We start from the raw sequence: 12,764 nt of genomic DNA on the forward strand, positions 1-12,764 counted from the left end.
GACCCCTCGGTGAACGACCGGTGTCGTCAGCGCTGCAGCAGCTGGTCAGCGCCGGATCAGCAGCGCGCTCGCCCGCGGGGACAGTGCCGCGTCGAGCACGAGGCACGCCGCCCCGACCGCCGCCACGTCGGCCCCACGGTCGCTCTCGACCACGGTCACCGGGTGCTTCGGCACGAGGATCGGCGACCCGGTGATCGCCGTGCGCGCCGCAGGGAGCGCAGCCGCCGCGATCCGCGACCAGAACGGACCGCCGAACACCACGCGGTCGATGTCGAGCAGGTTCACGATGACGACGGCCGCGCGGCCCATCACGGTCCCGGCGTCCGCCGCGAGCTCGTGAGCGGTGGCGTCCCCCGCGTCGATCGCCGCGCCGAGGGCGTCCCAGGCGCGGTCGACGTCGGCCGCGTCGCCCTGGCCCCCGTCGGCACCGCCGAGGTCGAGCCCCCGCGAGACGGCGAGCCGGACGATGCGCTCCGGCGCCACGGCCGCACCGACCTCGCCCCGGTCGGAGACCCCGTCGGGTGTGCCGGCGAGTGCCCCCTGTTCGACCATGATGTGGCCTGCGTCCCCGGCGTTCCCGCCCGTCCCGCGCACGGGTTCGTGGTCGACGACGAGGCCGACACCGAACCCGGTGCCGAAGTACACGAACGCGAAGTTCCGCGCCGAGGACTCCCCCGCCAGGAACATCTCGCCGACGGCGGCCGCGGTGACGTCCTTCTCGAGGAGCACCGGGTGCCCGGTCGCCTCGGCGATGGCGTCCCGGAGCGGCACGTCCCGCCACCGCGGCAGGAACGGCGGGTCGACGACGATGCCGGCGTCGACGTCGATCGGCCCCGGGCTCGCGATCCCGACACCGAGCACGGCGTCGGAGTCCACCTCGGCGGTCGCGACGAGGTCGTGGATCGCGGACGCCATCGTCCGGATCACCTGGTCGGGGTCGTCCGCGGTCGGGGTCGACGTGGTGGTGGACGCGACGACGGTGCCGGCGAGGTCGAGCAGCACGTACGTGACGACCGCCGGGTCGACGTGCACCCCGACGGCGAAGCGGCTGCCCGGTTCGAGCCGCAGGATGGTGCGCGGCTTGCCACGGCCGGAGACGATCGTGCCGGACTCGACGATCATACCCGCCTCGATGAGGAAGCGGGTGACGTTCGACACCGTCTGGGCGCTCAGACCGGTGCGACCGGCGAGCTCGACACGGCTCAGACCGTCGGGCGACCGGCGCACGGCGTCGAGCACGACCGTGCGGTTGAAGCCGCCGATCGACGGCAGGTTCGCGCCGCGCCGGTGTTCCGCCATGCCTGGACCATATCGCGACCGTGCGGCTCACCCGCGAGGATGACTTCTCCACCGACAGTCGCCGACGGCTGGCCCCCACAGGGGTAGCACCGTTACCCTGACCGCATGACGGACCTCCGCCTCGAAGAACTCTCCGCTGCGACCGCCGCCGCGGCCAACTCGCTGACGCTCAAGCCCGGGCAGGAGCAGTTCGTCCAACCGACGACCTACGGGGTGGCCGAGTCCGACGTCAAGCCGAGCGCGTCGTGGCCCCGCGTGGTCCTCGACGGCGACGAGGTGGTGGGACTCATCATCGGCAGCTTCGACGCCGAGAACCCGCAGGAAGAACTGCAGGCCTGCATCTGGCGCGTCAACGTCTCCGGCACCGCACAGGGCCGCGGTGTCGGGCGCTTCGCCGTGCACGGGCTCGCCGACGAAGCCCGCAAGCGCGGGTTCGAGCGCCTGACCGTCGTGTACGAACCGGGTGAGGGCTCCCCCGAGGACTTCTTCAAGGCGGTCGGCTTCGACGTCGTCCGCGAGACCCAGTACGGCGACCACTTCGCGGTGCTGTCCCTGTAGTGCCTCCCGGAGCGCCCGACCCGCACCCGGGAGCACCTGACCCCGACGACTTCGGGGCTGCGGTCGCCGCTGTCGTCCGGTCGATCCCGCCCGGACGCGCGATGACCTACGGTGACGTCGCGGCAGCACTCGGGTCCCGCGCGTCGCGCGCCGTCGGGAAGGTGATGGCGCACGAGGGCTCCGACCTGCCGTGGTGGCGCGTGGTCCGGTCCGGCGGGCTGCCTCCGGTCCACCACGAGGCACGTGCGCTGGAGCACTACCGGGTCGAGGGCACGCCGCTCACGTGGGGCCGGACGACCTGGAGGCTCGACATGCGTCGCGCGCGCTGGTCGCCCGAGCCGGACGGCGAAGCAGACCCCTTTTGATCACGAACCGGTAACGGGCGAGAACTGACCCAAACCACTCCGGCGGGGGTGCCGAATCACTGTCACAAGCCGGGAAACACCCGGAGCGCTCACCAGCCGCAGGTAGCTGGTTCTCCACCCTCAAGCGGGGTGTGTTCGGCGTGCACACAGCAAAGGACTCACTCATGCGCAAGTTCACCAAGACCACGGTCTCCCTCGCCGCTGCCGGCGCGATCATCCTCGGCGGCGCCGGGTTCGGCGTCTCGGCCGCGAATGCCTCGACCCCCACCATCCACACGGTCGCGTCGTCGTCCTCGAAGATCCCGGCCCCGGTCGCATCGGTGCCCGAGGTCCTCGGCGGCAACACCTCCGTCGCCCTCGACTCCGGCTTCACCGACGCCCTCACCGCGCTGAAGCTCACCCCCGGCGTGTCCGGCTCCGCCAAGCTCGCCGACGGCGCCGTGTCCTTCCCGATCACCGCCGGCTCGGTCACGTACTGGAACCCGAAGGGTGACTACCGTCCCTACGTGCAGGGCCTGCTGGACCACAACGGTTCGGGTCTGACCCTCAAGGCCGGTGACACCACCGTCACGCTGGAGAACTTCGTCGTCAACCCGGGCTCCTCCAAGCTCTCCGGCGACGTCCTCGTCAACGGCAAGATCGCCGCGCAGGACGCCTACCTGTTCTCCCTCCACGGCGGCACCCTGAAGCCCCTCCAGCTCGAGGGCGACAACGCGATCCTGACCGGCACCACCGTGCACGTCTCCGCCGACGCCGCGAAGCTGCTCAACAGCACCTTCAAGACCGACGCCGTCAAGGCCGGCCTCCTCGTCGGAACCGCCACGATCACCGCCCAGATCAAGTAACACCCAGCACCACCACCACACACGAGAACGCCGCCCCCACCAGGGGACGGCGTTCTCGTCGTTGCGGTACCGGTCAGGCGTCGTGCCGGGAGGCTCGGGCCGGTCAGGCGTCGTGCCGGTCAGACGTCGAAGCGCGTGCCCTTCGGGTTCGGCGGCAGCAGGAACATCACGAAGAGCACGAGCGACCCGATGCCGACGAGCACGTGCAGGAACTGCCAGAAGCCGGACAGGTTCGCGTCGTGCAGACGACGGGCCCCGAGGGCGAGCGAGCCGATCAGGGTCACGAGCGCCCAGAGCACGAACAGGTACGAGCCGACCGGGTTCTCGAGCATCGGGGTGTCCGGCGTGAAGATCTGCGGGACGAGCTGCAGCACCAGGCCGATGGCGAGCGACGTGATCCACCACCACCAGAACTCGGCACGCGAGGCCCGGCCGGTGAACACCGTGTACTTCCGCCAGAACCGCCGGACGGCCTCGGTGAACGGGGCGCCGTAGAAGGGGTCCCGGAGGGCCACACCGCCGGGCTGGGGGCTGTCGTCGCTCATGCCCCAAGCCAACCACGTGCAGGGGCGGGTACGGGTACAGCAGAGCCGCGAACGAGTGGGGCACGCCGTACAGGCGCGCCCCACCCCATGTCACGCGCAGGCCCAGAAGCTCGCGGAGCTCTCCTTGTGCCCGTTCGCACAGCCGAAGAGGCTGATGGTGCTGGCGAGCGGAGTGACGTCAGCGCGCGCTGCGCGGCCCTGCATCTCGATGATCGATCCCATTGGTTCACCTCCTCTCACCGCTGGTTCCGACCGGCGCAGTCCGCGCCGGAATCCATGCCAGAGGATCAGCGACCGACGGCAGGCTGAGGAGCACCCCAGCGCTGCCGGTCCCGAGGTCGCTCGACAAGCGGATACAGCCGTCTCCCGCCATCTGGGTCGTGCCTCGCCACTGGAACGACCGGCGGCTCAGCCGGTGTACGAGTTCGTCGATCTGCCCGGCGACGTCCGGGCAGTAGTGCGCCGCGCTGCGCAACGCGACCAGCAGCCCGGCCGCACCGTGGAAGAGCCCGTCGAACACGTGCGCACCACCCGAGCAGGACCCGACGAGATCGCTGAAGTGTTGATCCCACAGCGGGTCGTCACTCGTGATGAGTCCTTCCCTGCGCATCGTCGTCATGGCGACGAGCAGCCCGGCCGTGCCGTTCGCCAGGTAGGGGAACACCCTGGTGCCGCCGGGCTCTTCCAAGCCGAGCGTCCCGGCGGAAGACCGGCTGATCGACCGGCAGTCTCGTTCGAGCGCTGCGCGTGCAACGTCGCGCAGCTCGTCGGAACGGGCATGACGCGACACCAGCGCGAGTGCGAGTGCGATGCCAGACCACCCGTTGAGCAGCCCTGGGTGCGCATCGAGCCGTCTCGCGCTGGCCCCGTTCGGGTTCCGCACGCGGCGTGCAAGGGTCTTCGAGAGCTCGACGGCGGCGGCGCTGTCGAACCCGACGGCAGACACCGCAACACCCGCGATCCCCGTCGCGAGGGAACAGTCGTCAGTGCTCGAGCTCAAGGACCGGGCCTGCTGGAAGGCCGCCTGTGCGGCTGTTGATCGCCCCCCTCGTTCCAGGACGTCAGCGAGACCCGCCATCCCGTCGAACAGACCCATGCGGTCACCGAACGGGATCGCCCCACCGACGTGGTCCAGATCGGCTCCCTCGGGGTCCTCTCCGACACTGAGCTGCGCGTGCAGGACGCCGCCCAGCCCGTAGCCGCACGCGACCGTTGCGAACCCCGTCGTCCCGCGGGGGTCTCCTGGGAAGCGTCGCGGTTCTCCTGGGCGGCGGGCGGCCCGGAGCCCGATGCGGAGCTCGGCTGCCAGATCCACGGGGTGATGTACCGACGTCACGCCCGATGCTGCGAAGGCTCGTCGGCGCCCCAGGGTCCCAGCGCGCTTGGCGGCTTCGTCCATCAGCTCGGACGTGCTCGCGGTCGCAGCTCGATCGATGTGCTCACGGGTCCGATCCCAGTGGTCCGGGGCCAGCAGGTCGCGCGCGAAACTCGGATCGAACATCGAAGCGACGCAGCGGGAGAACGCGAACCAGTCGGCCTGGCCCGCATCGAGGCCCTCGTGTGCTCGGTAGCCCAGCGCGTTGAACGGGGCTGTCCCCGCGTCCGATGGCAGCCGACCGTCCTCCAGGTCGATGAGCGTGACGCGCAGGTCAGGTCCGACCATGACGTTGCCAGGGTGGAGGTCTCCGATCACGACCCCGTGCTGATGCGCGACCGTGATGGCTTCGAAGAGCGACCGCGCCACCGCTTCGCTCTCTTCGCCGTACCGGGTACTGACCTCCGCCGACACCTGCCCCCGGAGCGCCGGGAGCTCAGTGACAGTCCGGTCGGCGAGCGTCTGCCCGTCGATCGACTCCATCTCGAGGAAGGTGTGCTCGAGGACGTCGAACAGTCGCAACGCTTCCGGTGCGACCCCGGTGCCGCTCAGTCGTGTGAGGTTCCGGTGTTCAGTCTGCAGCCGGTGAGCGGCATGCCGACCGTTCGCATCGATGCCAGCGCCGCGTCGAGCTTCCTTGACCACGGTCACCGAACCGCCGCGGTCGGCTGCTCGGTACACACCGCCGGCATTGGAGAACTGGATCGGTTCGAGTGATCGGTACCCGGCGAGCGGGTTCTCCGGAGGTAGCGTGCGGTACTCGTGGATGGCTCCAGCGACCACCCCTGGCACGACCGCACCCACGGGCTCGACGAAGTAGGGCACTCGTCGATCCTCGACCAGCGTCCCGTCAGCGGAGGGTCGTGCAGCGAGACGGCGGCCGTCATGCTCGAGGAAGAGCGGTTCGAAGCCTCCGTACCGGAAGTGGACGGGCCCTCCTCGGAATCGCACGTCGCTGAGGATGTAGGGGCCAGCGTCTGCGTCGAGTGCCTCGTCGAGTCCGATGGCGAGAGCCTCCAGTTGATCGTCCGAGTCGGGGTAGACGGTCACTGCCTTGCCGGATGCAGCGCGGTCGGCGTTCTTGGCGTTCCGGCCGGTCAACGCGTGCGTGCTGGGAACGTACTTGAAGGCGACGGCGTGGTCGACGCAGATCTGCGCCGCCCGCCGCAACGACCGGTGGTAGGTCGCTTCCCGCAGCGAGAGATGGATCTTCCAGCCGTGCGTCCTGCGTCGGACGTCGACAGGCCACGCTCCGACCCACGCATCCGAACCAGCAGTCAGCCAGTCATCCGGCAGGACCAGTCGCAGTGCCGGCGGGTTCGGCTGAGGCTCGTAGAACGGGCTGCTGCCGAGTGAGAACGCGCTGAAGTCCACAGAGATCCTCCTGTCGCGGTCGCCGATGAACTGATGGGTAACATACTGCATGGAGGACTTCATGAGCGAACCAGCAGCAGTCCAGGCGGGGGTCCACGTCGAAGCCGTCAGCCTCGGCGTCCGACGGTCACGTCAGACGAAGTACCTCGTGCGGAACGCGACCTTCACCGCCGCACCTGCCTCGACGACGGCGATCATCGGTCGGTCCGGTGCCGGCAAATCCACTCTGCTGGCATGTCTGGCAGGAGACGTCCCACCGGTCAGCGGACGAGTGCGGCTCGCAGGGGTCGACGTGTGGCCGAGACCACTCCGCCGTCGAATGCTGAGGAACCCCGCCAGAGTCGGGCTCATGTTCCAGTCCGGGAACCTGGTCACGTCGCTCTCTGTGCTGCAGAACGTGGCGTTGCCCGATCGTCTGCGCCGGGAGCGGGACTGGGTGTCGAGGGCGCACCATGCCCTCGACCTGGTGGGACTCGCCGACACCGGGTCGCGACGCCCCGCGTCGCTCTCGGGCGGCGAGCAGCAGCGCGTGGCGATCGCTCGGCTCATCGCCACGCGTCCGGAGGTCGCCCTGGTCGACGAACCGACGTCGTCCCTCGACGAGGTGACCGCCGAGACCGTCTCCGACGCGCTCGTCCAGCTCGCGGCGACCGGGACCTCGGTCATCGTCGTGACACACGACCTCCGCCTCGCAGCTCGGGCAGGCCAGACGCTGTCCATCACGAACGCCGTCGTCCATCAGCACAGCGGTGCAGACGTCGCCATGCTCCGGCAGGTGCTGGAGCACGAACGATGCTGATCCGTCTGCGGTTCGTCCTCGCAGAGGCGTTCGGCAGTCCGACATCGCTCCGAATCTGGGGCGCACATGCCGCCCAGGTGGTCGTGACCGGCGCGGTGATCGCCGTGATGTGCAGCCTGGTCGAGACGGCGAGTCGTCTGGGTGGCCAGACCGGCGGCGCGCTCCGCTCCTTCACGACCCCGGGTACCGTGGCCGCCGCCATCTGCGCGATGATCGTCACGGGGAGCGCGTCGAGAGCCACGCACGACGCGCTCCGCTCCCTCCGCACTCCGTGGGCGGCCTCCGGGGTCGCCCCCTCCCTCGCGACGGGAGCGATCGCGGCCCAGGTCGCGGTCGTCAACGCGGTGTCGATGCTCGCTGGCCTGCTCATCGCACGCGCGGCCGTCGCCACCGCCTCGAACACACCGATCCCGGACGCGGAGGTCCCACTCCGGTTCGGCAGCGCCACCGTCGTCGGCGCCCTCGTCATCGTGGGGGCAGCGCTCGCGCCCAGCACCGTGAACGCGGTCCGCACGCCCTACCGCGCCCGCACGCCGGAACGGGGGACGACGTCAGCGGTGCTCCTCGCGATCGGAGGAGCACTGTGGACCGGCTTGGCGACCTGGGTGGCGATCCTCCCGGTGATGACCACGGCGGACGTCGAACGGGGTGCGGGCCTCTCTCTGCTCACGCTGGTCGGTGCGATCGTCCTCGCTTCTGCGACGCTGACCCGCACACGCCGCTCCGTCGCCACCGCCGTCGTCCGCTTCGTTCCTGACCGGGCACCGACGTGGTTGCTGCTCGGCACACGGTCGGCGGCGGACACGCTGCGGCGATCGACGGCACCGGTCGCTCCTGTCCTGGTCTCCGTGTCACTCGCCGGCGGCACGGTGGCCGTGTTCGCCGTTGGCGACGCCGCGTCCGACCACGTCACCGGAGCCGCCCTCGGCTCGACGGTGAACATCGCCGCGATCATGCTGACCCTCGCCCCGGTCCTGGTGATCAGCACCGCGGCCAGCGTCATCGCCTTCGTCAGCACGCGTCCGTCGAGGGCGTCCGACGGCCGTCTCCTGCGTGCGGTGGGAACCCCCCTCGCCACGATCATCGGCGCCGCGGTCGCAGAGGCGACGATCACGGTGGTCGTCGCCGCTTCGACGAGCGCCGTGGTCGTGTCGGCTGCGTGCATCCCGTTGACGATGGCAGCGGACGTCTCCGCCGGAGAGCTCCTCGACGCGGTGGCCAACCCCGTCCAGGTACTGGTGCTGGGCGGCGTCGCCGCACTCCTGGTCACGTCCTCGGTCGTGACGGGACTCCTGAACAGTCGTCGCCGACGGACGTCTCGCGCGATCGTCGAGACCACGGCGCCCCCACGGAGTTGACCATCGCACCCCCGGACGCACATCGCGCTCCGTCAGGACGGGGCGCGATGTGCGATCCGGGGCGCGATCCACGAGGGACCGCCGTGGGCCCTACACGAGCGAGTCGCGCCAGGCCGCGTGCAGCTGGGCGAAGCGCCCGGTGCCCGCGATCAGGTCGTCGGGGGTGCCGTCCTCGACGATCTTGCCGTACTCCATCACGAGCACCCGGTGGGCGATCGCGACGGTGGACAGACGGTGCGCGATGATCACGGCCGTGCGGTCGGCGAGGAGGGTCTCCAGGCCTTCCTGCACGAGCCGCTCGGACGGGATGTCGAGCGATGCCGTCGCCTCGTCGAGGATGAGCACCTTCGGGTCCGCGATGAACGCCCGGGCGAACGAGAGCAGCTGTCGCTGCCCCGCCGAGACACGGCCACCGCGCTTGTTCACGTCGGTGTCGTACCCGTCGGGCAGCGCCATGATGAACTCGTGCGCGCCGACCGCCTTCGCCGACGCCTCGATCTCGGCGCGGGAGGCCCCGGGCTTCCCGAGGGCGATGTTGTCCGCGACGGTCCCGGAGAACAGGTAGGCCTCTTGCGTGACCATGACGATCGCGCGGCGCATGTCCTTCGTGTCGAGGTCCCGCAGGTCCACGCCGTCGAGCTTCACGGAGCCCTCGGTCGGGTCGTAGAAGCGCGCCATCAGCTTGGCGAGCGTCGACTTCCCCGCACCGGTCGATCCCACCAGGGCGATGGTCTGCCCCGCCGGGATGTGCAGGTCGAACGCCGGCAGCACGACCTTGCCCGCGTTGTAGGCGAACACGACGTCGTCGAAGTCCATCTTGCCGTGGGCGTCGGCGAGCTTCGTCGGCTTCACGGGGTCCGGCACGCTCGGCCGTTCCTCGAGGACGCCGGAGATCTTCTCCATCGCCGCCGAGGCCGACTGGTACCCGTTGTAGAACATCGCGAGTTCCTGCGCCGGGTCGAAGAAGCGCTTGGCGTACAGCGCGACCGCGAGCAGCGCGCCGACCTCCATCGAGCCGCCGATCACCCGGTAGCCGCCGACGATGACGACCGCCGCGAGCGTGGCGTTGCCGATGAGCACGAGCACCGGGTCGAAGGTCCCGAACAGGTTGAACACCTTCGTGTTCGCCAGCCGGTAGTCCTCGACGAAGCCGCCGTACTCGTCCTTGTTGCGGGACTCCTTGCGGAAGGCCTGCACCGCGCGGATGCCCGTCATGGTCTCCACGAAGTGCACGATCACGCGGGCCGAGGTGACACGCGTCGCGCGGAACAACGTCTGCGAGTTCGTCTGGAACCAGCGGATCAGGAACCACAGCGGCACGAGCGACACCGCGAGCACGAGCCCGGACGTCGGGTCGAGCGACACGAGCGCCACCGCGGTGAACACCATGTAGAGCACGCCCTGGATGAGCTGGTTCAGCCCCGAGTCGAGGAGCTCGCGGATGGAGTCGAGGTCACTCGTCTGGCGGGAGATGATCCGGCCGGACGTGTAGGTCTCGTGGAACTCGAGCGACAGCCGCTGCGTGTGCAGGAACACCCGCTTGCGGAGGTCGAACAGGATGGCCTGGCTGATCCGCGCGGCGAGCACGGTGTACCAGGCGGTGAGGACCGCGCCGAGGACGGCGACGACGATGTACGTCGCGACGACCCCGAACGCCGGCACCCAGTCGTTCCGGTCGAGCACGTCGGGCAGGGCGTTGTCGATGCCCCACGCGATGAGCGCCGGGCCGGCGACGGTTCCCGCCGTGGAGACGACCACGACGATCCCGAGCAGCACGAGGCGCAGCTTCAGCGGCGCCGCGAGCGAGCCGAGCAGGGCGAGGGAGCGGCGCCGCAGGCGCTTGCTCTCCGCCTTGGTGAAGTCCTCGCGCTCCTCGCCACGGACTCCGAGGGTGGTGATCGAGGCAGTGATCGGCGCGGCAGTCTGCTTGTCCGCAGCGTCGTCGCTGACCGGTGCCGTGCCTCCCGGCAGGTTCTGGTCGGTCTGCTGGCTCATGCCATCGCCTCCTCTCGTGCGGTCGCGTCGTCGTCGTCCAGGGACGAGATGACGTAGCGGTAGTGGTCGTTCGTGGCCATCAGCTCCGAGTGGGTGCCGACGGCGGTGACGACGCCGTTCTCCATGAGTGCGACGCGGTCCGCGAGCGTCACCGTCGAGGGACGGTGCGCCACGATGAGCGACGTGGTCTCGGCGAGCACGCGCCGGAGCCCGGCCTCGACCCGCGCCTCGGTGTCGACGTCGAGCGCCGACAGCGGGTCGTCGAGCACCAGCACGGACGGACGGGCCGCGATCGCACGGGCGAGCGCCAAGCGTTGCCGCTGGCCGCCGGAGAGGGACAGGCCCTCTTCCCCGACCCGGGTGTCGACGCCGTCCGGCAGGTCGTCCACGAAGGACGCCTGCGCGATGTCGAGCGCCTCGCGCATCAGGGCCTCTGCCTCGTCACCCGTGACGTCCGGGCGACCGAGCAGCACGTTCTGCCGCACGGTCGTCGAGAACAGGGTGGCGTCCTCGAACGCGACGCCGACGTGGCGACGCAGCTCTTCGCGGGTGAGGTCCCGGATGTCGACCCCGTCGATCGTCACCGAACCGCCGGTCACGTCGTAGAGCCGCGGGACCAGGGACAGCAGCGTCGTCTTGCCGCACCCGGTGAGCCCGACGAGCGCCATGGTCTCGCCCGGCTCGAGCCGCAGCTCGACCCCGTTGATGAGGTCCGGGAACTGCGGGGGCGAGTCCTGGTACCGGAAGTGGACCCCGTTGAAGGACAGCGCCCCGTGCGGCTCCGCGATCGTCTTCGGGTGTTCCGGGTCCGTGATCGTGTTCTCGGAGTCCATCACCTCGAAGAAGCGGTCGACCGCGGTGCGCGTGTCGAACGTCATCGAGAGCAGGAAGCCGATCGACTCGATCGGGAACCGGAGCACCGTCGCCGTCGCGAAGAACGCGAACAGCTGCCCGACGGTGAGCTGGTCCTGGCTGGCCAGGTAGATCCCGGCGAGCAGGCACAGCGCGAACGCGACGTCCGGCACGAGCAGCAGCCACAGCCAGATGCTCGCGATGGCCTTCGCCTTCTTGATCTCGGTGCCACGGAGTGCCTCGGCCTGCTCGCTGAACTCCTCGAGCTTGTAGCCGCCGCGTCCGAACGCCTTGAGCACGCGGATGCCGTGCACCGACTGCTCGACACTCGTCGCGAGGTCACCGACCTGGTCCTGGCTGCGGCGCGCGACGACGGAGTACCGGCGTTCGAACAGCAGCCCGTTGATCCACAGCGGGATCGACGCGATCAGGAAGATCAGCCCGAGCAGCCACCCGAAGGTGAACAGCACGACGAATCCGACCACGATCGTGACGATGTTGACGACGAGCAGCACGACGCCGAACGCCAGCCAGCGGCGGATCAGGGACAGGTCGGAGACCGAACGGGACAGCAGCTGCCCCGACTCCCACCGGTCGTGGAACGCGACGGGCAGGTCCTGCAGCTTCGCGTAGAGCGAGTTCCGCATGCTCGCCTCGATGCGGGTCGACGGGCGCATCACCATCCGGCGGCGCGAGGCGATGAAGAACGCCTCGAGCACACCGAGGGCGAGCACGCCCAGACCGGCGGGCCAGATCTGTGCGGAGTCCTTCGACGACAGCGGGCCGTCGACCAGCCACTGCAGGACGTAGGGGATTGCGAGCGCCACCAGGGAGGCACCCATCGCCGCGGCCATGCCGGCGATGAGGCGGCCCTGGAAGGGCTTCACGTAGGGGTAGATCCGCGCGATCGCGCGGAAGGTGGACGGGCGCGCCGTGGTGGGCGACTTGGACATGCGTTGCGTCCTCATGCGTCTGCCGTGTCCCCGGGTCGCGTCACGCGGCGTGCGTCGCGCGTCGACGGCCTGGAGGCTCGGTGTTGCGTTGCGTGGTCATCATCAGCCGGGCGCGTGGTCGCGCGCCACCGCCGTCACTTCCGTGACGTCGGTCGGGCCGGTAGGCACCGGGAGACACTCGTCCCCCGGGTTCAGGCGGGTGGTTCGCGGTCGCCGTGGTGGTGCGACGCCGCGAGGCCGTGGGAGACGGCCTGGCTAGGCGGCGGCCGCGGCCCGGCGGGGTCGCGGAGCGGGAGCGGTCCCCACGACGGACACGAGACCTGCGCGGGCGGCCGTCGCCACGGTTCCGGTCATGTTGTCCATCGTCACTCCAGTCGTCGTCTTCGTCACCGTTGTGTCCGCGGTGCCGCCGACCCCGGAGAGTCGTCGGCTGCCTGTCGCGGAGC

The 12,764-nt window shown here is 70.1% G+C and carries 11 protein-coding genes; 5 read left to right on the top strand and 6 right to left on the bottom strand.

Features of this window, described 5'->3' with window-relative positions:
* Positions 1-45: 45 nt before the first annotated feature.
* The gene (locus tag EDF24_RS00940; protein WP_123656368.1) at positions 46-1,299 is read right to left on the bottom strand and encodes an ROK family transcriptional regulator; all 1,254 of its coding nucleotides are present in this window, start codon (positions 1,297-1,299) and stop codon (positions 46-48) included.
* 105 nt (positions 1,300-1,404) lie between these two features.
* On the opposite strand from EDF24_RS00940, the gene EDF24_RS00945 reads away from it, so the two are divergent.
* From EDF24_RS00945 to EDF24_RS00955, 3 genes are all read left to right on the top strand, one after another.
* Positions 1,405-1,857: a GNAT family N-acetyltransferase gene (locus tag EDF24_RS00945; protein WP_123656369.1), complete on the top strand. Its 453-nt coding sequence runs from the start codon at positions 1,405-1,407 to the stop codon at positions 1,855-1,857.
* Positions 1,857-2,222, top strand: a complete 366-nt coding sequence (locus EDF24_RS00950; protein WP_123700839.1) for an MGMT family protein — start codon at positions 1,857-1,859, stop codon at positions 2,220-2,222. The genes EDF24_RS00945 and EDF24_RS00950 overlap by 1 nt, the downstream gene beginning before the upstream one ends.
* 164 nt (positions 2,223-2,386) lie before the next feature.
* On the top strand, positions 2,387-3,067 hold the full coding sequence (locus EDF24_RS00955) for a hypothetical protein (RefSeq protein ID WP_123700840.1): 681 nt from the start codon (positions 2,387-2,389) through the stop codon (positions 3,065-3,067).
* 119 nt (positions 3,068-3,186) lie between these two features.
* On the opposite strand, the gene EDF24_RS00960 is transcribed toward EDF24_RS00955, so the two are convergent.
* The 3 genes from EDF24_RS00960 to lanKC all read right to left on the bottom strand — a co-directional run bounded on the left by EDF24_RS00960 (position 3,187) and on the right by lanKC (position 6,361).
* Entirely contained in the window at positions 3,187-3,612 is a 426-nt protein-coding gene (locus EDF24_RS00960) for a DUF805 domain-containing protein (protein WP_123700841.1), read from the bottom strand.
* A gap of 90 nt (positions 3,613-3,702) precedes the next feature.
* Positions 3,703-3,834, bottom strand: coding sequence for a hypothetical protein (locus EDF24_RS19425; protein ID WP_260233322.1), 132 nt, complete (start codon positions 3,832-3,834; stop codon positions 3,703-3,705).
* Positions 3,835-3,838: 4 nt separating this feature from the next.
* Positions 3,839-6,361 (bottom strand): class III lanthionine synthetase LanKC, encoded by a 2,523-nt coding sequence (gene lanKC / locus EDF24_RS00965; RefSeq protein WP_123700842.1) that lies wholly within the window; start codon positions 6,359-6,361, stop codon positions 3,839-3,841.
* 61 nt (positions 6,362-6,422) lie between these two features.
* Here lanKC and EDF24_RS00970 point away from each other — a divergent pair, with 61 nt between their 5' ends.
* A complete protein-coding gene (locus EDF24_RS00970) occupies positions 6,423-7,160 on the top strand; it encodes an ATP-binding cassette domain-containing protein (RefSeq protein WP_185021531.1) in 738 nt (245 codons plus the stop codon).
* A complete protein-coding gene (locus EDF24_RS00975; protein ID WP_123700844.1) occupies positions 7,154-8,518 on the top strand; it encodes a hypothetical protein in 1,365 nt (454 codons plus the stop codon). Before EDF24_RS00970 ends, EDF24_RS00975 begins: the two co-directional genes overlap by 7 nt.
* Positions 8,519-8,608: 90 nt before the next feature.
* On the opposite strand, the gene EDF24_RS00980 is transcribed toward EDF24_RS00975, so the two are convergent.
* Together EDF24_RS00980 and EDF24_RS00985 are read right to left on the bottom strand one after the other, a co-directional pair.
* Positions 8,609-10,417: an ABC transporter ATP-binding protein gene (locus EDF24_RS00980; RefSeq protein WP_123655412.1), complete on the bottom strand. Its 1,809-nt coding sequence runs from the start codon at positions 10,415-10,417 to the stop codon at positions 8,609-8,611.
* 92 nt (positions 10,418-10,509) lie between these two features.
* On the bottom strand, positions 10,510-12,318 hold the full coding sequence (locus EDF24_RS00985; protein WP_123654753.1) for an ABC transporter ATP-binding protein: 1,809 nt from the start codon (positions 12,316-12,318) through the stop codon (positions 10,510-10,512).
* Between the last annotated feature and the right edge of the window lie 446 nt (positions 12,319-12,764).

Origin of the sequence: Curtobacterium sp. PhB130 (genome assembly GCF_003755165.1) — a bacterium.
Taxonomy (GTDB): Bacteria; Actinomycetota; Actinomycetes; order Actinomycetales; family Microbacteriaceae; genus Curtobacterium.

Bases quoted from the DNA above. Each gene is read 5' to 3' on its own strand.
- EDF24_RS00940 (WP_123656368.1), bottom strand. From the start codon at position 1,299: ATGGCGGAACACCGGCGCGGCGCGAACCTGCCGTCGATCGGCGGCTTC.
- EDF24_RS00945 (WP_123656369.1), top strand. From the start codon at position 1,405: ATGACGGACCTCCGCCTCGAAGAACTCTCCGCTGCGACCGCCGCCGCG.
- EDF24_RS00955 (WP_123700840.1), top strand. From the start codon at position 2,387: ATGCGCAAGTTCACCAAGACCACGGTCTCCCTCGCCGCTGCCGGCGCG.
- EDF24_RS00960 (WP_123700841.1), bottom strand. From the start codon at position 3,612: ATGAGCGACGACAGCCCCCAGCCCGGCGGTGTGGCCCTCCGGGACCCC.
- EDF24_RS19425 (WP_260233322.1), bottom strand. From the start codon at position 3,834: ATGGGATCGATCATCGAGATGCAGGGCCGCGCAGCGCGCGCTGACGTC.
- EDF24_RS00970 (WP_185021531.1), top strand. From the start codon at position 6,423: ATGAGCGAACCAGCAGCAGTCCAGGCGGGGGTCCACGTCGAAGCCGTC.
- EDF24_RS00975 (WP_123700844.1), top strand. From the start codon at position 7,154: ATGCTGATCCGTCTGCGGTTCGTCCTCGCAGAGGCGTTCGGCAGTCCG.
- EDF24_RS00985 (WP_123654753.1), bottom strand. From the start codon at position 12,318: ATGTCCAAGTCGCCCACCACGGCGCGCCCGTCCACCTTCCGCGCGATC.